General features: G+C 70.5%; 17 protein-coding genes. 7 read left to right on the forward strand and 10 right to left on the reverse strand.

What is annotated here, in order from left to right; translation table 11 throughout:
* Both VF092_02710 and VF092_02715 read right to left on the reverse strand, forming a co-directional pair.
* Nucleotides 1-2,246 (reverse strand): Rv1355c family protein (locus tag VF092_02710; protein HEX6746199.1); only part of this gene is annotated, 2,246 nt, incomplete at its 3' end.
* 386 nt (nt 2,247-2,632) lie between these two features.
* Nucleotides 2,633-3,379 carry an SIMPL domain-containing protein gene (locus VF092_02715; GenBank protein HEX6746200.1) on the reverse strand — a complete coding sequence of 249 codons (747 nt, stop codon included), beginning with the start codon at nt 3,377-3,379 and terminating at the stop codon, nt 2,633-2,635.
* 468 nt (nt 3,380-3,847) lie between these two features.
* Between VF092_02715 and VF092_02720 the strand changes: the two genes are divergently transcribed.
* Nucleotides 3,848-4,681, forward strand: coding sequence for a L,D-transpeptidase (locus VF092_02720; GenBank protein ID HEX6746201.1), 834 nt, complete (start codon nt 3,848-3,850; stop codon nt 4,679-4,681).
* A gap of 169 nt (nt 4,682-4,850) precedes the next feature.
* On the opposite strand, the gene VF092_02725 is transcribed toward VF092_02720, so the two are convergent.
* Both VF092_02725 and VF092_02730 read right to left on the reverse strand, forming a co-directional pair.
* Nucleotides 4,851-5,294, reverse strand: a complete 444-nt coding sequence (locus VF092_02725; GenBank protein ID HEX6746202.1) for a hypothetical protein — start codon at nt 5,292-5,294, stop codon at nt 4,851-4,853.
* 25 nt (nt 5,295-5,319) lie between these two features.
* Entirely contained in the window at nt 5,320-5,832 is a 513-nt protein-coding gene (locus VF092_02730; GenBank protein HEX6746203.1) for a hypothetical protein, read from the reverse strand.
* A gap of 296 nt (nt 5,833-6,128) precedes the next feature.
* Here VF092_02730 and VF092_02735 point away from each other — a divergent pair, with 296 nt between their 5' ends.
* Nucleotides 6,129-6,407, forward strand: coding sequence for a hypothetical protein (locus tag VF092_02735; protein ID HEX6746204.1), 279 nt, complete (start codon nt 6,129-6,131; stop codon nt 6,405-6,407).
* Nucleotides 6,408-6,645: 238 nt separating this feature from the next.
* On the forward strand, nt 6,646-7,188 hold the full coding sequence (locus VF092_02740; protein ID HEX6746205.1) for a phosphoribosyltransferase family protein: 543 nt from the start codon (nt 6,646-6,648) through the stop codon (nt 7,186-7,188).
* Nucleotides 7,189-7,369: 181 nt separating this feature from the next.
* Here VF092_02740 and rho read toward each other — a convergent pair whose 3' ends face one another.
* Both rho and VF092_02750 read right to left on the reverse strand, forming a co-directional pair.
* Nucleotides 7,370-8,623: a transcription termination factor Rho gene (gene rho / locus VF092_02745; GenBank protein ID HEX6746206.1), complete on the reverse strand. Its 1,254-nt coding sequence runs from the start codon at nt 8,621-8,623 to the stop codon at nt 7,370-7,372.
* A 606-nt stretch (nt 8,624-9,229) separates the two neighbouring features.
* Entirely contained in the window at nt 9,230-9,952 is a 723-nt protein-coding gene (locus tag VF092_02750) for a queuosine precursor transporter (protein ID HEX6746207.1), read from the reverse strand.
* Between the two features lie 220 nt (nt 9,953-10,172).
* On the opposite strand from VF092_02750, the gene VF092_02755 reads away from it, so the two are divergent.
* Nucleotides 10,173-10,949, forward strand: a complete 777-nt coding sequence (locus tag VF092_02755; GenBank protein HEX6746208.1) for a gamma-glutamyl-gamma-aminobutyrate hydrolase family protein — start codon at nt 10,173-10,175, stop codon at nt 10,947-10,949.
* Nucleotides 10,950-11,185: 236 nt separating this feature from the next.
* Here VF092_02755 and VF092_02760 read toward each other — a convergent pair whose 3' ends face one another.
* Both VF092_02760 and VF092_02765 read right to left on the reverse strand, forming a co-directional pair.
* Nucleotides 11,186-12,052: an alpha/beta hydrolase-fold protein gene (locus VF092_02760; protein HEX6746209.1), complete on the reverse strand. Its 867-nt coding sequence runs from the start codon at nt 12,050-12,052 to the stop codon at nt 11,186-11,188.
* Between the two features lie 11 nt (nt 12,053-12,063).
* Nucleotides 12,064-12,747, reverse strand: a complete 684-nt coding sequence (locus VF092_02765; protein ID HEX6746210.1) for an HAD family hydrolase — start codon at nt 12,745-12,747, stop codon at nt 12,064-12,066.
* Nucleotides 12,748-13,011: 264 nt separating this feature from the next.
* Between VF092_02765 and VF092_02770 the strand changes: the two genes are divergently transcribed.
* The 3 genes from VF092_02770 to VF092_02780 all read left to right on the forward strand — a co-directional run bounded on the left by VF092_02770 (nt 13,012) and on the right by VF092_02780 (nt 17,420).
* Nucleotides 13,012-13,458: a PEGA domain-containing protein gene (locus VF092_02770; GenBank protein HEX6746211.1), complete on the forward strand. Its 447-nt coding sequence runs from the start codon at nt 13,012-13,014 to the stop codon at nt 13,456-13,458.
* A 337-nt stretch (nt 13,459-13,795) separates the two neighbouring features.
* A complete protein-coding gene (gene fusA / locus VF092_02775; protein ID HEX6746212.1) occupies nt 13,796-15,904 on the forward strand; it encodes an elongation factor G in 2,109 nt (702 codons plus the stop codon).
* A 391-nt stretch (nt 15,905-16,295) separates the two neighbouring features.
* Entirely contained in the window at nt 16,296-17,420 is a 1,125-nt protein-coding gene (locus tag VF092_02780; protein ID HEX6746213.1) for a DUF6624 domain-containing protein, read from the forward strand.
* A 349-nt stretch (nt 17,421-17,769) separates the two neighbouring features.
* Here the strand turns inward: VF092_02780 and VF092_02785 are convergent, their stop codons facing one another.
* Both VF092_02785 and VF092_02790 read right to left on the reverse strand, forming a co-directional pair.
* Nucleotides 17,770-19,800: a hypothetical protein gene (locus tag VF092_02785; protein HEX6746214.1), complete on the reverse strand. Its 2,031-nt coding sequence runs from the start codon at nt 19,798-19,800 to the stop codon at nt 17,770-17,772.
* Nucleotides 19,800-21,998, reverse strand: coding sequence for a peptidase domain-containing ABC transporter (locus VF092_02790; GenBank protein HEX6746215.1), 2,199 nt, complete (start codon nt 21,996-21,998; stop codon nt 19,800-19,802). The genes VF092_02785 and VF092_02790 overlap by 1 nt, the downstream gene beginning before the upstream one ends.
* Nucleotides 21,999-22,067: the final 69 nt, after the last annotated feature.

Here is a 22,067-nt window from a genome sequence, read left to right on the forward strand (position 1 = left end):
GTGAGCACCGACTCCAGCGGCAGCCGCGGGGCCCGCGCGCTCGGCGCGCCCGCCACGCCCACGCGGAAGAGCAGCAGCCGCGTGTTCCCTTCCGCCGCCTCGAACAGCGCGTCGAAGCGCGCCCGCAGCTCGCGCAGCTCCTCGCGCTCGCGCGCGGAGAAGACCGTGGCGGCGCTGCCGTCCAGCATCTCGAACATGTAGACCAGCGCGGTCACCGGGTGCACGGCCAGCCCCAGCGACGTGGCCGTGAGCCACACCCGCTCCACCGCGCGCCCGCCGCGCAGCGCCGACGCCGGCGCGATCCCGCCCACCGTCAGCAGGCCCACCGCCGAGGAGTGGCGGATCGCCTTCTCCGCTCGCTCCCCGAACGCGCGCCCGCCGCCCAGCTCGCGCAGCGTGGCCGCCACCTCCGGACGCGCGGCCACCCGCAGTGCCGCCCGCTGCTGCGGCGAAAGCTCCAGCGCGTCCACGGGAATGCCGTCTCCCGCGCGCCGCGCCTCCTCGTCGCTCCAGCGCAGCTCGTCCGCCATCTCGCGGTGCAGCTCGCGGATCAGGTGGCGGATGCGCTCGCCCGCGCCCACCACGCGCGCCAGCCCGGCCAGCTCGTCGTCCGTCGTCAGCAGGTCCAGCCGCGCGCCGCGGACGCGCGCCGCGTCGGCCAGCTCCGTCATGGCCCCCGCGCCCAGGGGAACGCGGCGGGCCACGCGGCGGTTGGTCACCCGCTCGCCCAGCAGCGGGAAGAGCGCGGCGTCGTCGTCCAGCCCGCCGTCGCCCGCGTCGAAGGCGATTGCCGCCGCGACCGACGGGTCGCGCGGGCGGGGGAAGGGCTCGGTGCGCGCGCGCACGCCCCGGTGCGCCGCCGCCACGGCGATGTTCTCCACCGCCGCGCCCAGCGCCAGGTACGCCGCGCGGTGGTTGGGATCGAGGAGCGACGCCGAGCGCCCGCGGTCGTGCATCACCCACAGCCGCTCGCCGTCCCAGTTGAAGCGCCAGGGCTGGCGGTTGGCGGCCGAGGGCGCGAGGGTGCCGTGCTCCACGACGAAGCGCACCAGCTCGGGGATGCGGCCGTCCACGCCGCCCAGCACCCGCGCCGGCGCCCACCCCGGCGCGGCCGAGATCGGCGTCACCTGCGCGCCGCCCGCGTCGGCCAGGATCGCCGCCGCGTCCACCCGCCGCCGCCCGCCGGGGAGCGGCTGCCCCAGCGCCAGCCGCCGCACCGCGACCGCCACCGCGGCCGAGCCGAGCGCCGCGTCCGACGCCATGCGCGGCAGCGCCGTCACCGTGCGGCGGATCTCCACCACCGAGGCGGCGGTGCGCGCCGAGGCGCGGTCCGCGTCGGCCACGGCCAGCTCGAGGGCCAGCCGCTCGCCCTCGTCCATCCCCCGCACCTGCTCCGAGGTGAGGTCGCCCACGCGGCCGTGGAAGAGCGGCGCGGCGGGGTCCAGGTCGAAGCGCTCCACGTCCACCATCCCCCGGTCGCCCGCGGCGGCCAGCACGGGGATGCGCCGCTCGCGGGCCCGCTCGCGCAGCAGCACGCGGGCGTACAGGTCGCCGCAGGCGTCGACCACCGCGTGCAGCGGCACGTCGCCGCCCATGAAGTCGTCGGCGTTCTCGTCGCCGAACCCCTCGTGGAAGAGGGTGACGCGGGCGTACGGGTCGGCCTCGAACACCTGCCGCGCGGTCAGCACGGTCTTGGGCACGCCCAGGTCCTGCACGCCGGCGCGCAGGCGGTTGAGGTCGCCCAGCCACGCCTCGTCGGCGTCGGCCAGCTTGAGGTGCCCGCACGCGCCTTCCAGCGCGAGGGTGAGCGCGACGGCGTTCCCCGTCGTCAGCCCCACGATCCCCACGTGGAAGGCGGCCAGGCGGCGCTGCTCGTCGGCGGTCACCTGGTGGCGGTTGCGGTCCAGGCGCAGCTCGGCGTACTCGGCCGGGGGAAGGACGTGCACCATCCGCCCGGACCAGGGAAAGAACACCCAGCGCCCGAACGCGGCGGGATCCGCCTCTCCCAGCAGCGCGGCGCGGCCGCGCCGCAGCTCGGCGGTGGACAGGTCGCCGCGGCGCGCGCGGACGCGCACCAGGTCGTCGATCTGCCGCTCGAGGGTATCGTGAAGGCTCCGGACCTGGCCGGAGGCGATCAAATGATTCATCCGCTCGTTGTCGGCCGTGCGCGAGCGGTCCAGCACCAGGGGAAGCGACGCCGCGTCGCCCCACCCCTCTTCTGTATGGATCAGGTCATCGACCCGCATGATTGATGGTGCTCCTGCCTTGGGTACGCATCGGCGGGGAACCCGGAGTGCTTCCCCGGATTCCCCGCCGACGGCACGCCCCCTAGGCAACGCCCGGGCCGTCCTCACCCGTTTCCGCGCAACTGTTCGGATTGCAAAGTGTTACCGTTTACATTCCTCTGAATAACGATCCAGCCGAATGCATAAAAGTGGGACAGCGAGGGTACAGATTGGGGAGTCGGTGCCGCACGATCCGGCAGGTTCCACTTTGGTTTCAACCAGTTACGGCAGTCCGGCCTGCCACATGGTGCGAGAGTGCGAAAGTGCGAAAGTGCGAGAGTGCGGAAGTGCGAGAGTGCGCCGGACCGCTCGGACCCGACGCACTCTCGCACTCTCGCACTCTTGGATCAGTCCACCGCGAAGGTCACGCGCACCACGGCGGTGACGTCCTTGTCGAGTGACGAGGTGTCGTTCATCCCGTAGTCCGACACCTCGGTGGAGTTGCGCGGGGTGACCTGGAACACGCCCATCCGCGCGCTGCGCACCGCGCCCACCTCCGCCCCGGCCGCGCGGGCGATGGCCTGGGCGCGCTGGCGGGCGTCGCGCGTGGCGTCGGCCAGCATCTCGCCGCGCACCTTCTCCAGCTGCGTGTAGAGGTAGTCCACGCTCGACGAGCCCAGCGGCACCCCCTGCGCGATCAGCTCGTTGGCGCGCTGCGAGAGCTGGGTGATGCGCGCAACGTCGGCCGAGCGCACCTCGATGCGCTGGGTGACCTTGTAGCCCAGCAGGTCGCTGGTGGGGGTGCCGTTCTCGGCGGCGCGGTAGATGACGTCCATCTCCAGCGGCTTCACGCTCACGCTGCTGTCGGCGATGCCGCTGGCGCGCAGGAACTGCCGCAGGCGCTGCACGTCGGCGGTAACCGCGGCGCTGGCGCCCTGCAGGTCGGGGCCCTGGATGGCGATGGCGCTCTTCCACACCGCGTAGTCCGAGCGCACCTGCTTCTTGAAGCTGCCGGTGACCTCGATCTGGTCGCCCGCGCGCTTGACGGACTTGAGCGCGGCGGCGCCGACCAGCGCGGCCAGCACCAGCCCCAGCCCGAGCGCGACCATCCCCCAGAACAGCTGGGGGAACCTCTCCGTTCTGACGGTCTCCATGGTGGGATACGGGGAAGGGTGAAACGCCCGTCGGGGGCGTTCCGCGCGGGCAGGGGTCCACGCCCGCGAGTGGGTCGGGAGAATTGGACACCGGGAGATCGTGGAAGATCCCGGCGGCGCCCAGGATAGTGCAAACGTGCGGCGCCGCGCAACGAAATCGGAAAAACGGGGAGGGCGGCGGGGGGATCTCTCCGAAGGCCTCCGCAACGAGATTCTGGACGAAACCCCCGTCAGCCTTCATATTTGGCGTCGGACGGAGCCCCCCAGACCCATCTCCCTCCCGTGGGGACCTTCCCCCCTCCCCCGCGAAATCCGGTTGAAACTCTTCGCGGCCAGGTCTCGTAACCTCGTCGCCAAGTACCCTCGGGACCGTGATCCGGGGGTGCCAGCGGACCAAACGCCCGGCAGGCCCGGAGCGTCTCGACGGGTCCGCAACGCTCGTCCCCAACCCGACCCATGTTCGCCCCGATGCGGGTCCTCCCCGCGCTGCTGACCGTCACCGCGCTCACCACGATTCCGGCCGCCGCGCAGCAGGCGCCGATGGAGCTTGTCGTCAACATTCCCGCCGGCCGCCTGGACGTGTTCCAGGGCGGCGAGCGCATCCGCTCGTACCCCGTGTCGGTGGGCACCGCGCGCCACACCACCCCCACCGGGCAGGCGTCCATCCGCCGCATGGTGTGGAACCCGTCGTGGACGCCGCCGCCCGACGCCGAGTGGGCGCGCGACGAGAAGCCGGCCGGCCCGGGCTGGGGCAACCCCATGGGCCGCGTGAAGATGCACCTGTTCGGCGACTACTACGTGCACGGCACGCCGGCGCGCAACGAGCGGCACCTGGGCCGCCCCGCCTCGCACGGGTGCATCCGGATGCGCAACCAGGACGTGATGGAGCTGGCGCAGCTGGTGCTGCAGGCCGACGGCGCGCCGGTGCAGCCCACCACGGTGCAGGCGCTGGTGCGTAATCCGCAGGCCACGCGCGAGCTGGCGCTCTCGGGCCGGGTGAAGGTGCGCGTGGAGTACCGCCTGACCGAGGTGGGCGCCGACACGGTGACGCTGCACCCCGACGTGTACGGCCGCGCCGCCAGCGGCTACGCGGCCCGCGTGCAGCAGGAGCTGAGCGCGGCCGGCGCCGACCCGGCGCAGCTGCTGGCGCAGGTGCAGCTCCGCCGCTCGCCCGCCACCCCGCTGCGCATCGCCCGCGCGGTCACGTGGCCGGAGATGCGCGAGCCGGTGGTGACGGTGAACCCCGTCCGCACGGAGACCACGGTCGCGGGTGGCAACGCCATCGCCATGCTGCAGCGGTAACGGACGACATCGGAGGACAACGAGCGGGGCGGCAGACACGATCTGCCGCCCCGCTTCGTTTATTGACTCATATCACACGGAGGAAACGGTGGTAACGGAGGGCCGCCGCCGCCTTTCCTCCGTTACCTCCGTTCCCTCCGTGTGACATTCCCGCGTGATTCCGGCGCCGCTACAGCGCCTGCTGCTGGCGTACGAGCAGGTCGTAGTTCGCGCGCTGGGCGGGCGAGAGCGTGGTGGGGAGGCCGACAATGATGGCGGGATCGCCGGTGCGCTCGGGGAGATGCAGCACCAGCGCGTCGGGCGGTACCGGGCGCGCGTAGTCGCTGGCGCGGCCGCCGGCGTCGATCTGCACCGTCCGCCCCGGCGCGGCGAGCGTGGCCAGCACGCGGCCGTACTCCAGCCACTCGCCCACCGCGTCGCTGTCGTCCGCCGCCACGGCGGGGATCAGCCGCTCCTCGAAGTAGACGAGCGCGCGCTGGTACGCCCCGCGGTGGTTGGTCTTGAGCGCGACGAGCTGCTTGCGGTAGAAGTCGCGCGGGTCGCGCGCGCCGGTGTCGGCCAGGGCGCGCGCGAAGCGCTCGTCGGCGCGGGCGCGGAGGTCAGCGTCTGCCATGCGGGAGATTGTATCTCCACCGCGCTCACGGGCGCCACCCGCAGCCGTTCGCCGCGAGAGAATCCCAATCCACCGCGGGCGCGGGCCCGGACTTCATCGCCTCGAGCCACTCGCGGTAGATCGAGTCCGGCGTGCGCCCCGTCGCCTGCTCCAGCTCGCCCGTCCACACGGCGTGCACGGCGGCGATGCCGTGGCGCGTGCGCAGGTGGCGGACGAGGCTGCCGGCCAGCATGTAGGCGGTGAGGTCGTCCTGCGCGCGGAACCGGTCCGTCAGGTCCGCGAGCGGGATCGCGCGGCCGGCGTGCACCAGGAAGCGGGCGACCGCGTCGACGTCGTATCTCCCGCAGACACCCTCCGCGTCCGTCGCCAGCCCCTCCTTCACCCAGTCGCCCGCGGCGGCGTAGCCCCAGGCGCGGATGGACGCGGCGTGCATCACTTCGTGGCGCAGGAACGGCCGCCAGTGCTCGCTGGCGACGAGGGCGACGGTGCGCTCCTCCGGGAACGTCGTCCCCCGCCCGCGGCGTCCGCTCAGCCGCATCAGCTCCGCGCGGTCCTCGACGAAGAAGACGTCGTACGTGCTCCCGTCGTCCGGCGTCTCCAGCAGCGAGAAGGCGTGCGCGCGCGCCTCGCCCGCCGCGGCGGTGATCTCGCCGCGATGCCGGGCGGCGTACGAGTCCGGCTGCGCGTACAGGCGCAGCTTCGGCGCGTCGCTCCGCCGCCAGTGGAACGCGGGATTGGCGATGAACCGCGCCGCGAGTGTCGATCGCGCACACTTTCACGTCCACCATCCCGCCGTCGAGCGCGATCCGGCGGACGACGTCCTCGGTGAGGTCGGTGCGCACGCCGGACGACTTCTTCGGCCACGCCACCCACAGCATCCCCGCGGGCACGAGCGACTGCGACAGCGAGTGGAACCGAGCCTGCAGCACATCCGCCGAGGTGGTGAAGAAGACGATCAGGTCCAGCGCGCCGGCCGCGTCGTCCGGAGACAAGACGGTGATGCCGTCGGGCAGCTCGCCCAGCGCTGCGGCGAACTCCGGGGGCGCTGCGGCGAAGCGGATGCGCTGGCCGGGCTTGATCCCCAGCTTCCTGGGGAGCGGAGTGCCGCTGTAGCCGGCGGGATTCGGCGTCTGCGCCATCGGTGGTGCTGGACGGGGAGACTGGAGAGCGGAGCGTGTGGGCATTTCCCCACTCCGCCGTGCTGGAAGGATTGCTATCTTCTCCGTCCCGGCCGGCGCAAGGCTGGAGGCCGTCGCGATGCGGCTACGGCAAACGTTTTCTTCCCTAACGGGAACGGAACTTGTAACGTGCACGCCCCTCGCTGAACCCACCCCCCACGGAGAGGTGCGCCATGCCCACCACGTTCACCCGCCCGCGCGCGCCGGCGTTCGCCGCCACGCAGGGCACGTTCGAGCTCTCCTGGGAGCTGTTCGGCGAGATGTGCCGCGCGCTGGCCGTCCGCGTCGCGCGCGAGTACCGGCCAGACATCGTGATCGGCATCGCCACGGCGGGCGTGATCCCGGCGGCCACGGTGGCCGCGATGCTCGACGCCGAGTTCGAGTCGATGAAGATCTCGCGGCGCGACGGGGAAACCGTCCACGCCGAGCCGCGCGTGCTGTCGGCCACGCCGGTGCGGTGCCGCGGCAAGCGCGTGCTGATCGTCGACGAGATCACCACCAGCGGCGACACCATGCGCCTGGCGCTGGCGGCTGTGCGCGAGGTGGGCCCCGCGGACGTGCGCACCGCGGCCACGTTCGTGCGCCCCGGCGGCTGGCGCCCGCACTTCTTCGCGATGGAGACGCCGCAGCTGATCGTCTATCCGTGGGACCGCCAGGTGATCACCGACGGCGAGCTGGTGGCCGGGCCGATGTACGAGGGCGTCGGCGCGGCGTAGAAAAGAAGTGCGAGAGTGCGAGAGTGCGAGAGTGCGAGAGTGCGAGAGTGCGAGAGTGCGTCGGACCGCTCGAACCCGACGCACTTTCGCACTCTCGCACTTTCGCACCACGGATGAGGGCCGGCACCGCGGCAGCGGAGCCGGCCCTCGCTCGTGGACCCGCCGCGAGGGGCGCCGAAAATCAGCCGCCCTTCGCCATCGAATCCAGGAACTCCTTGTTGTTCTTCGTCTTCCGCATGCGGTTCAGCAGGAAGTCGATGGCCTCGGCCGGCGGCATGTCGCTCAGGAAGTTGCGCAGCAGGTACACGCGCGTGAGCTCCATCTCCGTCAGCAGCAGGTCCTCGCGGCGCGTCCCCGAGCGGTTCAGGTCGATGGCCGGGAAGATGCGCCGGTCGGCGATGTGCCGGTCGAGCACGAGCTCCATGTTGCCGGTGCCCTTGAACTCCTCGAAGATCACCTCGTCCATCCGGCTCCCCGTCTCCACCAGCGCGGTCGCCACGATGGTGAGCGAGCCCCCCTCCTCGATGTTGCGCGCCGCGCCGAAGAAGCGCTTGGGCTTGTGCAGCGCGTTGGCGTCCACGCCGCCGGAGAGGATCTTCCCGGAGTGCGGCACCACCACGTTGTAGGCGCGCGCCAGGCGGGTGATGCTGTCCAGCAGGATCACCACGTCGCGGCCGTGCTCCACCAGGCGCTTGGCCTTCTCCAGCACCATCTCGGCCACCTGCGTGTGGCGGTCGGCGGGCTCGTCGAAGGTCGACGAGATCACCTCGGCCTTCACGTTCTCCTGCATGTCGGTGACCTCCTCGGGCCGCTCGTCGATCAGCAGCACGATCAGGTGCACCTCGGGATGGTTCTCGGTGATCGCGTTGGCGATCTTCTGCATCAGGATCGTCTTGCCGGCCTTCGGCGGCGCCACGATCAGGCCGCGCTGCCCCTTGCCCAGCGGCGCGATCAGGTCCATCACGCGCATCGACAGGTCGCCCGCGGCGCCCTCCAGGTGCACGCGCTCGTCGGGATAGCGCGGGCGCAGGTTGTCGAAGGCGATGCGGTGCTTGGCCTTCTCCGGCTCGTCGCCGTTGACCCGCTCCACCTTGAGCAGCGCCAGGTAGCGCTCGCCCTCCTTGGGCGGGCGCACCTGCCCCAGCACCGTGTCGCCGGTGCGCAGGTCGAAGCGCTTGATCTGGCTGGGCGAGACGTAGATGTCGTCGGGGCCGTACAGGTAGTTCCAGTCCTGCGAGCGCAGGAACCCGTATCCCTCGGGAAGGACCTCGAGCACGCCCTCGCCGCGCAGCACGACCTCGCTGTCGAGCAGGTTCTGCTCGATGCGGTAGATCAGGTCCTGCTTCCGCAGTCCCGAGTAGTTGGAGATGTTGAGCCCTTCCGCCATCTCGTGCAGCTCGGAGATGCTCTTCGACTTTATGGAGGTGATGTCCACGACTGGCTCCGATTACGTTTGCCAGACACTCCGGCTCTCACGGGGCCCGGTGCCGCCGCGTCCGCTGGAATGTTCCGTTATCGCGAGGGAAGAAAGACCAGGGAGGAGGCGCGCACGCGCCCTGGAACCGAGTAGCTGATTTGTTCGTTGGGATCTGAGGCCCAACGTAACCACCGGTACGACCCGGCGCAAGAGAAAACATCTGGCTACACCAGTGTTTTCGCCGTTTCCGGGGCACCTTCCCCGTGCCGCTCCCTGGCAGTGGATTGCTCGTGCGGCGCGCGCACGAATCAGGCCACGCAGGTATCCTTTCAGCGGCGAACCCGTTGCGGCGCAGGCATTTCAAACCGCTGCCGACCAGCCCGTCACCGTTCTCCCGTTCTATCGCTGCAACCGCATACACGCCCGGTGCCCACTTGTGCCCCGAGTCGGGCCCGCCCGGATTAGCGGAAGATGAAGGCGCCGCGCGGATTCTCATGTGCTCCCGTGCCTCGTAGCAGCGCGTTCACTTTGAGTGCGAGAGTGCGAGAGTGCGAGAGTGCGCGGGGTCCGGGCCGATCCAGCGCACTCATGCACTTCCGCACTCCCGCACTTCCGCACTGGGGTTCAGTCGACTGAGAGCTTGAACGGGGTGAAGTCCGTATCGCGGTCGTACCAGTCCTCGTGCTCGCGGCGCTTGAGGAAGGCCACGATGCGGTAGGTGAGCGGCGTGGCGACCGCTTCCCATCCCACCTTCAGCAGGTAGTTGGCGAAAAGCACCTTCAACACCGTCTCCGTGTCCCACACGCCCAGAAAGGCCGCGGGATAGAAGATGAGCGAGTCCACCATCTCCCCCACCACCGTGGAGCCGATGGTGCGCATCCACAGGAAGCGGCCCTCGGTCAGCACCTTCATCCGCGCCAGGGTGAAGGAGTTGGCGAACTCGCCGGCCCAGAAGGCGACCAGCGAGGCGGCCACGATGCGCGGCGTCTGTCCGAACACCGCCTCCAACGTGGCCTGCCCGGTCCATCCCGCCGCCGGGGGAAGGGCGAGGACCACCCAGCTCATGAACGAGGCGAAGATCAGCGCGCCGAAGCCGGCCCACACCACGCGCCGCGCCCGCGCGTAGCCGTAGACCTCGGTCAGGATGTCGCCGAAGAGGTAGCTGATGGGGAAGAAGAGCACGCCCGCGCCGAAGGTGAGCGGCCCCACGTGCGCCGGCTTCCCCACGCCGATCAGGTTGGAGCAGAGGAGCACGGTGACGAACGCCGCCATGAGCAGGTCGTAGTAGCGGTACCTGCGCGGCGCGTGGGCGTCGGCGCGGGCGCGGTCGGCGTCCGGTGGCGGCATGGCTGGCGGGACGTGGGGGAGATGGCGATCGGATGGGGGATTCTAGCCGCCGCAGATCGCACGGGAAACCTGCATCGGTCCATGCCGAGGGGAACCGATGTGTGTCTCGATCGTATACGGTTCCGTTGTGAATCGGCGACGATTGCGCTAGGTTGTTGTGCGGTCCCGATCTTGCTCCCGGCAGGCGGGACCGTTTTGTATATCCGTAGCAGAGGCAGAGATGCAGCAGCGCCCCGTCATCGGGATCCCCACCCAGACCCTCCAGTCCATCGACCGCATCCCCGAGGACCTTCCCGAGTCCTGGGTGATGAACCAGCGGTATTTCCACGCGTGCACCTCGGTGGGCGCGATCCCGTGGATGGTGCCGCTGCTGGACGACGATCCCGAGACGCTGCGGGCCATCTACGACCGGCTGGACGGGATCTTCCTTCCCGGCGGCGTGGACATGGACCCGTCGAGCTACGGCTGCGACCGCCACGACCTGTGCGGCCGCACCGACCCGCCGCGCGACGCGGTGGAGCTGGCGTTCGCGCGCTGGGCGCTGGAGGACGGCAAGCCCGTGTTCGGCGTGTGCCGGGGGATGCAGGTGCTGAACGTGGCGGCCGGCGGCACGCTGGTGCAGGACTGCGGCGAGCTCTATCCCGGCTCCATCAAGCACGATTACTTCCCTGGCGCGGGATGGGCGCGCGACCACCTGGCGCACGACGTCCGCATCGCCGAGGGGTCGCGGCTGCACGAGGCGTTCGGGGTGGTCGAATCTCCCGTCAACTCCATGCACCACCAAGGGATCTGCGAGGTGGGAGACGGGCTGGTGGCCACCGCGTGGGCCGAGGATGGCCTGGTGGAGGCGCTGGAGTCGACCCGCGAGGACCACTTCGTCGTCGGCGTGCAGTGGCACCCGGAGATGCTGGTGGACAAGCACGACGGCACCCGCCGCCTGTTCGAGGCCTTCATCGAGGCCGCCAACCAGTTCCACAACGCGGCAATGCTGGCCTGACGGGCTCGATCGCGGTGGAGATGAATGCAGAAGGGGCGCGACGAATCGCGCCCCTTCCGTTGTTTCTACTTCCGCCGTCAGCAGGCGAACGAGCACGAGAAGTCGCAGGTGTTGTGCAGGCAGCTGTAGTAGCAGGTCCTGCACGTCTGCTGGCAGGTCTCGGCGATGAAGCACGAGACCCCATCTCGCTCCTCCGCGTCTCCGCGCCTCCGCGTGAGAACTCAAGAGCGCATGGGTCAGAGCTTGGAATGCTCCAGCCGTGGGCGGGACGGGCGCGGGGGGACGCCGAGGAGGAAGCGGAGCGAGTGGTGGAGGCGCCGCGCCCAGGCGCGCTCGTTGTGGCGCCCGCCCATCTCCACGAAGAAGAGCAGGTCGTGGCCCGTGCGGTATCCCTTCTCCTCCAGCAGCGCCTTCATCCGGCGCGCGTCGCCCAGCGCCTCGCGCCCCTCGTTGGTGCCGATGTCGAGGTAGATGCGGCCCGGCGTGAACGGCCGTTTGCGCACGTAGTCGAAGATCTTCCGGCCGCCGAACCAGAACGCGGGGCTCATCACCCCCGCGAAGCCGAAGGTGTCGGGGTGGCGGAAGAAGGCGTAAAGGCTGATCAGCCCGCCCATCGACGAGCCGGCGATCCCCGTGCACTCGCGCTCGGGGCGGGTGCGGAAGTCGCGGTCGACGATGGGCTTGACCGTGCTCACCACGAAGTCGAGGTAGGCGTCGCCGCGGCCGCCCTGGTTGTGGCCGGGGTCGCGGAACGGGCTGTACTCGTCGAGCCGCGCCGGGGTGTTGGGGATGCCGACGACGATGGTCTCCAGCCCCTCGGCGCTGGCGTCCTCGAGGGTCTGGTCCACCTCCCACTCCTCGCCGAAACTGGTGGCGCGGTCGAACAGGTTCTGCCCGTCGTGCATGTAGATCACGGGGTAGCGCCGGTCGCCGCGCGCGTACGACGGGGGGAGGTAGACCAGCAGGTCGCGCGTGTTGCCGAGCTGCGGGCTTTCCACCCCCTCCAGCACCTTGACGGTGCCGACGACGGTGTGCCCCTCCTCGGCGATCATGTGGTAGTCCTTCCAGCCGCCTTCCTGCCGCGGAACCGCGTCCTCCGTCATCTCCCAGCCTTTCAGCACCAGCGTGCGAACGCCCGCGTGACGTCGGCCGGCTGGCTGAACACCCAATCCGGCGCGAGGGGCGTGATCCTGTTCACGAACCGTTCCGCCTCGCCCTCACCCGTCTTGGGCCAGAGCACGGCGGCGGTGCGCATCCCCGCCGCGCGGCCGGCGGCCAGGTCGACGGTGGAATCGCCGACGTAGACGGTCTCGCCGGGCTCGACCGCCATCGCCCGCGCGGCGGAGAGGAGGCCCTGCGGGTCGGGCTTCCCCGCGTCGACGTCGTCGTCCGTCACCACCACGTCGAAGGCGCCGAGGCCCATCTCCCGGTCGGTGACCTCCCACGCGTGGCGCGCCTTGCCGGTGACGATGCCGAGCGGATAGCCGGCGGCGCGCAGGGCGGCCAGCATCTCGGGCACGCCGCGGTAGACGCCGTCGACGTACGCGCCGTGCAGCTCGGCGTAGTGGCGGCGGAACTCGGCGTGGCAGGCCTCGCCCCGCTCGTCGCCCAGCCAGCCGAGGAGGAAGCGGCGCTCCGACGAGGGCCCGCGCTCGATCATCTCCCGCTCGGTGGGCGCGTGGCCCAGGAAGGGCTCCAGCGCGCGCCGGTAGCTCTCCAGGTACAGCCGGTAGGTGTCGATCAGCGTCCCGTCCAGGTCGAACAGGATCGCGCGGATCCGAGGCGCCGTGCCGTCCATCCGGTCGCGTGCAAGGACGAGGCGGCCGGGGACTCGGGTCCGGCCGCCGCGTCGGTCGAAGTCGATCTTCCGTTTGCGGGAGGGAGAATCTGGCCGACGCGGCGTCTCCCCGAAAGCCCCGTCCCGCCGCTCGGTCGAGACATATTGGTGGGCAGAAACATTTGACGTCAACCGTCGCCAGTGATAGCTTCGCGGCGCGGGAGACACATCCTCGCCTATCCCATCCCGTAGTCACCCACCCCGTTACAAGGTCCCGGAGGAAACATGCGGAAGTCCGTCGCCGTGCTCGCGTCGCTGATGATGGCGGGTTGCGCCACGATCATGCAGGGGAGCAAGCAGCAGGTCGGCATCAGCAGCACGCCGAGCGGCGCCACCATCTTCGTCGACAGCCAGCAGGTGGGCACCACGCCGGCCACCGTGCCGCTGGCCCGCAAGCGCAGCCACACCGTGCGCCTGGAGCTGGCCGGCTACCAGCCGTACGAGATCGCGCTCAGCCGCAAGACCAGCGGCTGGGTGTGGGGGAACCTGGTGTTCGGCGGCCTTCCCGGGCTGGCGGTGGACGCCATCACCGGCGGGCTGTACAAGCTGACGCCCGAGGACGTGCAGGGCACGCTGGCCACCCGCACGGCCATGAACGACGTGATGACGGTGCGCGTGGTGCTCTCGGCCGACCCGTCGTGGGAGAAGATCGGCCAGCTCGCCCGCCGCTGATCTCTGCGGAGGCTGACATCGAAGGCGGGGGACGGCATCGGAGCCGTCCCCCGCTCTCTTTTTTTCTCACGCAGAGTTAGCAGAGTCAGCAGTTTGAACTGCAGTTTTCTGCTGACCCTGCTGACTCTGCGTGAGACCTTCTGTTTTCCGGATCTCGGAGCGACGGAAGCCGGGGTGGCCGACCGTATGTTTCTTGCATCTTCTTTCCTTCGTCTCCACATCTCGCGACACTCCCCGGCCCCTGTCCCTTGACGCGCCGAACTCCGCGCAGACAGGTTGCGTTCCGATCCCCTCGCGGGGACCCTCCGACCCCTTCTTCCCCCAGCAGGAGGTGCACATGGCGTCAGCGCCCAGTTTCACAACCGACCGCATCCGCAACGTGGTGGTGGTGGGCCACGGCGGCAGCGGCAAGACCACGCTGATCGACGCCTGCTGCCACACCTCGGGCGCCTCGCGCCGCCACGGCTCCAGCGCCGAGGGCACCGCGCTGACCATGTTCACCCCCGAGGAGGTGGCGCACGGCATCTCCATGAACGTCTCGGTGGCCTATGCCACCTGGGGCGACGCCAAGATCAACCTGATCGACACCCCCGGGTACCTGGACTTCCTGGGCGAGACCAAGGCGGGGATCCGCGTGGCCGACGGCGCGCTCGTCTGCCTCAGCGGCCCCAGCGGGGTGGAGGTGGGAACGGAGCGCGTGTGGGAGCTGGTGCAGGAGCGCCACCTCCCCGCGATGTTCTTCGTGACCATGATGGACCGCCAGAACGCCGACTTCGAGACGGTCTACCAGGACGTGAAGGACCACCTCACGCCCAAGGTCATCCCCGTGGAGGTGCCGATCGGCGCGGGCGAGGACTTCAAGGGGATCGTGAACCTGTTCTCCGACAAGGCCTACTTCTTCAAGGGCGACGGGAGCAGCGACGACTACGACGAGCGCGACATCCCCGCGGAGATGAAGGACACCGTCGAGCGCTTCTACAACGAGCTGATCGAGACCATCGCCGCCACCGACGACACCCTGCTGGAGCACTACCTGGAGGGCGACACCATCACCCGCGAGGAGGCGATCCACGCCCTGAAGCAGGCCATGCTCCGCGGCGAGCTGTTCCCGCTGCTGTGCGGCGTGCCCACGGCGGAATGGGGGACGAGGACGCTGCTGCAGCGGCTGGTGGAGCTGATGCCCAGCCCGCAGGAGCGCCCGGCCGAAGAGGCGCAGGGGCGCACGGGGAACGTGATCGAGCTGCGCAACCTGAACAGCGACCCCTTCGCCGCGCTGGTGTTCAAGACCACCAGCGAGCCGCACGTGGGCGAGCTGTCGTTCTTCCGCATCTACGGCGGGAGCGTGAAGAACGGCGCCGAGGTGCTGAACGCGGCGCGCGACAAGCCCGAGAAGCTGGCCCACCTCTCCATCGCGCAGGGGAAGGAGCGGGTGGAGGTGGACGAGCTGCGCGCCGGCGACATCGGCGTGGTCGCCAAGCTGCGCGACACGCACACCAACGACACGCTGAGCGCGCCGAACCACCCGCTCGTCCTCACCGGCGTCGACTTCCCCGAGCCCGACATCGCGGTGGCGCTGGAGACGGTGAACCGCGGCGACGAGGACAAGCTGGGGGTGGGGCTGCACAAGCTGCACGAGGAGGACCCCTGCTTCGCCAGCGAGTACAACCCCGAGCTGGGGCAGACCATAGCGCGCGGGCTGGGCGAGCTGCACCTGGAGGTGCAGATCGAGCGATTGAAGCGGAAGAACGGGGTGGACGTGGTGATCAAGGCGCCGCGCATCCCCTACCGCGAGACGATCCGTTCGGCGGCCGAGGGGCACGGGCGGCACAAGAAGCAGACCGGCGGCCGCGGCCAGTTCGGCGACGCGCACGTGCGGCTGAAGCCGCTCCCGCGCGGCGGCGGCTACAAGTTCACCGACTCCATCGTGGGCGGGGTGATCCCCGGCAAGTACATCCCCGCGGTGGACAAGGGGGTGCAGGAGGCGGCGGCGCGCGGCTTCCTGGCCGGGTTCCCGGTGGTGGACTTCGAGGCCGAGGTGTACTTCGGCAGCTACCACTCGGTGGACAGCAGCGAGCAGGCGTTCAAGATGGCGGGGATCCTGGCCTTCCAGGCGGCGGCCGAGAAGGCGCAGCCGGCCATCCTGGAGCCGATCATGGAGGTGGAGGTGTTCTGCCCCGACGAGTTCGTGGGCGACGTGATCGGCGACCTGAACCAGCGCCGGGGGCAGATCCTGGGGATGGAGCCGGCGGGGCGCAGCCAGAAGGTGCGCGCGCTGGTGCCGCAGTCGGAGCTGTACAAGTACAGCACCACGCTGCGCTCGCTGACGCAGGGGCGGGCCACGCACACGCGCCGCTTCCACAGCTACCAGGAGGTCCCCGCGCACGAGGTGCCCAAGCTCGTGGAGGCCGTGAAGAAGGAGCGCGAGGAGCTGGCCGCGGCGAAGTAGTGGGCTGAGTACCGCGGCAGGGAGAGCATCCCCAGGCTGAATTGCCGCGACGGACCTCGGCGAGGCCCTCACCCGAAAAATGGAGCAGGCGAGACGGTACTGCTGTCTCGCCTGCTCCGTTTTTCGACCTCTCCCAAAACCGACTGGGAGAGGTGACTGCAAACGAAAGGGCCGCTCGTCCTCCGGTGTGAATTGACCGGCTGAAAACGCTTGCTCTCCACCTCTTCCGGTGCCTAGATTTCACCCGCATCGAAACGGCGTCACCTCCTGAGGCAGCACGCTTCCACGGCGAGCCGGGGCGTGTTGCCGGTGGATGCGCGTGGCGATGCGTTTTGGTCCAAAAGAATCTCCATCCCACCGCGACTCCCGGAACCGACCCAGGAGCACGACCATGGCACCCCGAGCCTCCGGCCGCGGCGCTCGCTCGCTCGCCGTCCTGGCCGCCTGCGCGGCCGCGCTCATGACCGCGCCCGCGCCGCTTTCCGCCCAGCAGACCCTGACCCCCGCCATGCAGCAGGCCGTCTCGGCGCTCACGCGCGCGCTCCAGCAGAAGAACTTCGAGGTGCTGGCCCCGTACCTGGACGACGGCTTTCGCGTGAGCGGGATGACGGGTCCGTTCGCGAGGCAGCTCCTGGCGCAAGTGGTGGCGGGCGGACGCCGCGCGCCCACCGCGGTGCACGTGGAATCTTCGCGGGCCGAGGGCGGGCTGGTGCGGGTGGACGCCCGGTTCGCGTATCCCGAGGGCGAGCGGCCGATGGAGCTGGTGCTGACCGCGGCCGGCAAGTTCGTGGAGATCCCCCTGGTGCAGGTGCAGATGACCGGCGGCGCGCCCCCGGGCGGCGGCTCGGGCGAAGAGCCGGTGCACGTGGTGATGGGTGGCGCGCCTCCCCCCGGCGTCGTGCGCATGCCGGCGGGCACGGCGCCCGTGCAGCCGGGGACGGCTCCCGCGCCGGCGGACGGTGACCGTTCCGTCACCAACCCCGCGCTGCGCGACGAGCTGCTGCGGATGATGGAGGAAGACCAGCGGGTGCGCTCGGCGCTGACGACCGGCGGGACGCCGCCGAGCCCGGGCTCGCCCGCGGTGCGCGGGATGCTGCACGCCGACAGCATCCACACGGGGCGGCTGCGGGAGATCGTCGAGCGGCACGGGTGGCCGGGAAGCACGATGGTGGGTGAGGACGGCGCCGAAGCCGCGTGGACCATCCTCCAGCACTCCGATCAGGAGACGCAGGAGCGCTATCTTCCGCTGGTGCGCCAGGCGGTGGAGCGGCACGAGCTGGGCGCCGACATGCTGGCGATGCTGGAAGACCGCGTGCGGATGCGCCGCGGCGAGAAGCAGCTCTACGGCACGCAGCTCCGGCGCGACCCCGCCACCGGCCGCGCCCAGTTGTGGCCGGTGGAAGACGAGGCGAACGTGGACCGGCGCCGTGCCGCGGTGGGCCTTCCGCCGCTGGCCATGTACCTGTCGAACTTCGGGATCCAGTACACGCCGCCCGCCCCGTCCCCCCGCCCCTGACCACGCCGGACGCATCGACGAATCGAGGGCCGCCTCCCCATCGGAAGGCGGCCCTCGATCCGTAGTGATCGTGGAAGGTGTGCGCATCACCGCGATCGCACCCATCCCCATCGACCGAGTGGTTGTCCCAATTCTGCGGATTCAGTGTGCATTCCGGCATCCGCAAAAGAATGAATCACACGGAGGAAACGGAGGAACGGAGGAACTGAACGTGGTCGTAGTTCCTCCGTTACCTCCGTTCCCTCCGTGTGAGATTCCTCAGTTCAGGAACATGGGACTGCCCGGGATATCCTGAGAAACGGTCTTATCTCGGCGACCACGTCGTGATCGCACTCAGCACTCAGCACGCTCACCCTCCCCCGCCGGCCGCCCGCACCTTGTTGACCAGCCGCGCCAGCAGGCTCATGTCCTGGGTGACCACGTCCATGTCGCCGCGCATCTCCTGGTGGAAATCCAGGCGGCGGCCATAGCTGGTCACCAGCCCCTTCGGCAGGCTGACCTCCACCTGGTAGGTCACCGAGCCGGGGTCGTTGGCGTCGGCCTGGAAGCCGAGCTGCGACACCCGCACCACCCGCCCGTCCACCGTGCCGTATTCGCGGTACGGATAGCTCTCCATGCGGATGATCACCCGCTGGCCGGGCTTCACCTTTCCCGCGCCCGCGCCGGAGAGCGTGGCCCGCCCCACCAGCCCCGACGCGGACGACACCACCGCCACCAGCGGCTCGGCCGCGCCCACGAACTGGTTCTCGTGTAGCTCGCGGAAGAAGGAGACGGTGCCGTCGGAGGGCGCGCGCAGCACGTTCTCCTGCTCCCACTGGGTGATGGCGGCGCGCATGGCGTGGTGCGCGTTGCGCAGCGCCACCAGCCCGCGCTGGCCCTCGTCGGAGCGGCGCTGCTCCAGGTCCAGCAGCGCCGACCGCTGCGCGGAAAGCTGCACCTCGTTGTTGGCCAGCGTGGACCGCCCGTTCTCCACCGCGTAGCGCTTCTGCAGGTAGTCTTCGTCCGACCTGTCCTGGTCCGTGGCGGCGGTCAGCCCGCGCTCCACCATCACCCGGGTGCGGTCGCGCGCGCGCTCGGCCACGGCGAGCTGCTGCTCGAGCAGCGCCTGCTGCGCCTGCAGCCGGTCGTGCATCACCTGCAGGTCGGCCACCTGCTGCCGCGCGGTGGCCAGCTTCTGCGTGTAGAACAGCTCGTCGCGCGCCAGGCGGAAATCGGCGTACGCCTGCTGCAGCGCCGAGAAGGCGGACTGCAGCGTGCCCAGCGTGAGCGGGCGCGGGAAGGACAGGTCGGGAAGCGGCCCCGCGCGCTGCAGCGCGGGCTCCAGCCGGTCCAGCGCGGCGGACACGGCCTGCACGTCGGCGTAGTCCGCCGGGTTCTTCAGCAGCACGAGCGGCGCGCCCCCGCGCACCTTCGCCCCGTCCACGGCCAGCACGCGCGCCACCTCGCCCCCGTTGCGCGCCACCAGCCGCACCGGCGGCGTGGGCGTGGTGACGGAGATGCGGCCGTTGACCACGTCGGGCCAGGCGATGTAGGCGCCGATGGCCAGCAGCAGGCAGACGGTGCCGAACACGGCCGTGATCCCCCAGCGCACCAGCCCGCCGGGCATGCTGCTCAGGATCTCGTCGATCTCCTCGCTGCGGATCTCCACGTTGGCCGCGTCGCTCCGCCCCAGGTCGTCCTCGCCCTCCGGCGCGGAGATGGCGGCCGCCGCGACGAGATCCGCGATGTCCACCGGCGTCGCGGCCGTCTCCGCCGCCCGGACGGGAGATGCCGGGATCACTGGGACGGGAGAGGGCGGGATCGGCTGGACGGGAGACGGCGCGGCGGCCGGCGCCTCCGCGCGCGCCGGCGCGGGGACGGCCTCCGGCGGCGGGGCGATGGGAGACGCGGGAGCCGGCTCCGGCGCGGGGGAGGCGACGGCGGCCAGCGGCTCCAGCACCGGCGCGGGCGCGGCGGGATCGGCCGGGCGCGCGGCGGCCGCCACCCCGGGCGTGGGGCGCGAGGAGACGCGCAGCGGGCCGTCGGGATTCACGAACACCTGGCGCCCCCCCTCGGAGTGCACCATGCGCGCGCCGGGCGCCAGCGGCGGCGGGCCGCTGGAGCGCGTCATCGACCCCCCCGGCGCGGGCGGGGCGTCTTCCGACGACAGCGTGTCCAGCGCCGACGCGTCGACCGCCGGCTCCTCCGCGTCGCCCTCGTCGGGGGGAAGCTCCACCCGCTCGCCGGTGGCGGTGAACATGAACGGCCGCGTCTGCACCATCACGCGGCGCGTGGCACGCGCGCGGGGGGCGGGGCGCGGCGGGGCGCCCGCCGCGGCGCCGTCGGGCGAAGGGACGGCGCCCGGCGCGGGCGCGTCGATCACCGGGTTCTCGTCGGCCATCAGTTCCCCAGCTCGAGCTGGTTCTTCACCAGCGTGTAGTAGCTCCCGCGCAGCGCCGTCAGCTCGTCGTGCGTGCCGCGCTCGATGATCCGGCCCTGGTCCAGCACCACGATCTGGTCGGCGTTCTTCACCGTGCTCAGCCGGTGCGCGATGATCACCACCGTGCGCCCGCGGAAGAACTGCTGCAGGTTGTCGACGATGGCGCGCTCGGTGTTGGCGTCGAGCGCGCTGGTAGCCTCGTCGAAGAAGAGGAAGTCGGGGTTCTTGTACACGGCGCGCGCGATCAGCACGCGCTGCCGCTGCCCCGCGCTCATCCCGATCCCGTCGCGGCCGATCTTGGTGTTGTAGCCCATCGGCAGCGACTCGACGAACGAGTGGATCTCGGCCATCTGCGCCGCGTACAGCAGCCGCCCCCGGTCGATCTCGTCGTCGCCCACGGCGATGTTGTTGGCCACGGTGTCGCTGAACAGGTGGCCGTCCTGCATCACCACCCCGCAGCGCTTGCGCAGCGAGCGGGCCGAAAGGTTCCGCAGGGGCGTGTTCCCCATGTACATCTCGCCCTTCACCGGCTGGTAGAACTTCAGCAGCAGCTTGAGCAGCGTGGTCTTGCCGCTGCCGCTGCTCCCCACGATGGCGGTGACCTTCCCCTGCGGGATGTCGAGGTCCAGGTCGTCCAGCACCAGCTCGCTCAGCGGCCCGCCGTAGTGGAAGCTCACGTTGCGCAGGGAAAAGGCGCGCGTCTCGGGAAGGGCCATGACCTTCTCGTCGGCCACCTCCTCGTCTTCGTGCTCGTGGATCTCGGCCAGGCGGTCCAGCGCGATCTTGGCGTCCTGCGCCGTCTGCGTGAAGCCGATGAGCTGCGCCAGCGGCGAGTTGAGCTGGCCCACGATGAACTGCACCGACAGGAGCATCCCCAGCGTCAGGTCGCCCTCGATCACCAGCTTGGCGGCCAGGAAGGTGAGCGCCACGTTCTTCAGCTCGTTCAGCGCCGCCGCGCCTCCCTCCTGCATCTGCGAAAGCGACAGGCCGCGCAGGTTCACGCGGAAGAGGCGCGCCTGCACCCGCTCCCACCGCCAGCGCCGCTCCTGCTCGGCGTTGGCCAGCTTGATGTCGGGAAGGGCCTGCACCAGCTCGACCAGCGCGTTCTGGTTGGCCGACATCTCGTTGAAGCGCTGGAAGTCGAGCTCGCGCCGGCGCCCCAGGAAGAGCAGCACCCACCCCACGTGCACGATGCTCCCCGCCAGGAAGACGGCGAAGAGGAGCGGGTTGTACACCGCCAGCACCCCGCTGAACACGATCAGGGTGAAGAAGGCGAACACCACGTTCAGCGTGCTGGCGGTCACGAACTGCTGGATGCGCGTGTGGTCCTGGATGCGCTGGAGGATGTCGCCCACGGTGCGCGTGTCGAAGAACGGCACCGGCAGCTTCATCAGCTTGATCAGGAAGTCCGAGATCACCGACACGTACATCCTGGTTCCGATGTGGAAGAGGATGCGGTTGCGTATGAACTCCACCACGGTGCGGCTGAAGAGCAGGGCCAGCTGCGCGATCAGCACCGCGTTCACGAACGACAGGTTCTGCGTGGCGATCCCGTTGTCGACCACCGCCTGGGTCAGGAGGGGGAAGACGAGCTGGAGGAGCGATCCCACGAACATCCCCAGCGCCACCTGCACGAACCAGGGCTCGAAGCCGCGCACGTACGACAGCAGGAACCCCAGCTTGCGCCGGCCCGACAGTGCGTGGTCCTCGCGGGCGAAGAAGTCGGGCGAGGGCTGCAGGAGCAGGACGAACCCCGCGTCGCGCTCGCGGAACCGGGCCGACACGAAGTGGCGGCGGAACTCCTCGGTGCTCACGCTCACCACCCCGCTGTCGGGGTCGGAGATGTCCACCCGGTCGCCGCGCACGCCGTACACCACCACGAAGTGGTTCTGCCGCCAGTGCACGATGGCCGGCAGCGGCGCGTGCTCGAGGAAGTGCTCGGGCGACACCTTGGCCGCGCGCGTGCGGAAGCCGATGCTCTCGGCCGCGTAGGCGATTCCCAGCAGCGACACGCCCTGGCGGTCGATGTAGCTGCGGTCGCGCAGGTACTGCAGCGAGTAGCGGCGGCCGTAGTGCCGGGCCACCATGCGCAGGCAGGTGGGCCCGCAGTCCATGGCGTCGTGCTGGCGGTAGGACGGGAACTGGCGTCGCAGCTTCATGAGGGGGCGGTCGGGGAGACGAAGGCGCCGCGCGCCCGGAAGCACCCGCGCTTCCGGGAGGATGGGCGC

Source organism: Longimicrobium sp., assembly GCA_036377595.1.
GTDB lineage: Bacteria > Gemmatimonadota > Gemmatimonadetes > Longimicrobiales > Longimicrobiaceae > Longimicrobium.

Bases quoted from the DNA above. Each gene is read 5' to 3' on its own strand.
- VF092_02715 (HEX6746200.1), bottom strand. From the start codon at position 3,379: ATGGAGACCGTCAGAACGGAGAGGTTCCCCCAGCTGTTCTGGGGGATG.
- VF092_02720 (HEX6746201.1), top strand. From the start codon at position 3,848: ATGCGGGTCCTCCCCGCGCTGCTGACCGTCACCGCGCTCACCACGATT.
- VF092_02725 (HEX6746202.1), bottom strand. From the start codon at position 5,294: ATGGCAGACGCTGACCTCCGCGCCCGCGCCGACGAGCGCTTCGCGCGC.
- VF092_02730 (HEX6746203.1), bottom strand. From the start codon at position 5,832: ATGCGGCTGAGCGGACGCCGCGGGCGGGGGACGACGTTCCCGGAGGAG.
- VF092_02740 (HEX6746205.1), top strand. From the start codon at position 6,646: ATGCCCACCACGTTCACCCGCCCGCGCGCGCCGGCGTTCGCCGCCACG.
- VF092_02750 (HEX6746207.1), bottom strand. From the start codon at position 9,952: ATGCCGCCACCGGACGCCGACCGCGCCCGCGCCGACGCCCACGCGCCG.
- VF092_02755 (HEX6746208.1), top strand. From the start codon at position 10,173: ATGCAGCAGCGCCCCGTCATCGGGATCCCCACCCAGACCCTCCAGTCC.
- VF092_02760 (HEX6746209.1), bottom strand. From the start codon at position 12,052: ATGACGGAGGACGCGGTTCCGCGGCAGGAAGGCGGCTGGAAGGACTAC.
- VF092_02765 (HEX6746210.1), bottom strand. From the start codon at position 12,747: ATGGACGGCACGGCGCCTCGGATCCGCGCGATCCTGTTCGACCTGGAC.
- VF092_02770 (HEX6746211.1), top strand. From the start codon at position 13,012: ATGCGGAAGTCCGTCGCCGTGCTCGCGTCGCTGATGATGGCGGGTTGC.
- fusA (HEX6746212.1), top strand. From the start codon at position 13,796: ATGGCGTCAGCGCCCAGTTTCACAACCGACCGCATCCGCAACGTGGTG.
- VF092_02780 (HEX6746213.1), top strand. From the start codon at position 16,296: ATGGCACCCCGAGCCTCCGGCCGCGGCGCTCGCTCGCTCGCCGTCCTG.
- VF092_02785 (HEX6746214.1), bottom strand. From the start codon at position 19,800: ATGGCCGACGAGAACCCGGTGATCGACGCGCCCGCGCCGGGCGCCGTC.
- VF092_02790 (HEX6746215.1), bottom strand. From the start codon at position 21,998: ATGAAGCTGCGACGCCAGTTCCCGTCCTACCGCCAGCACGACGCCATG.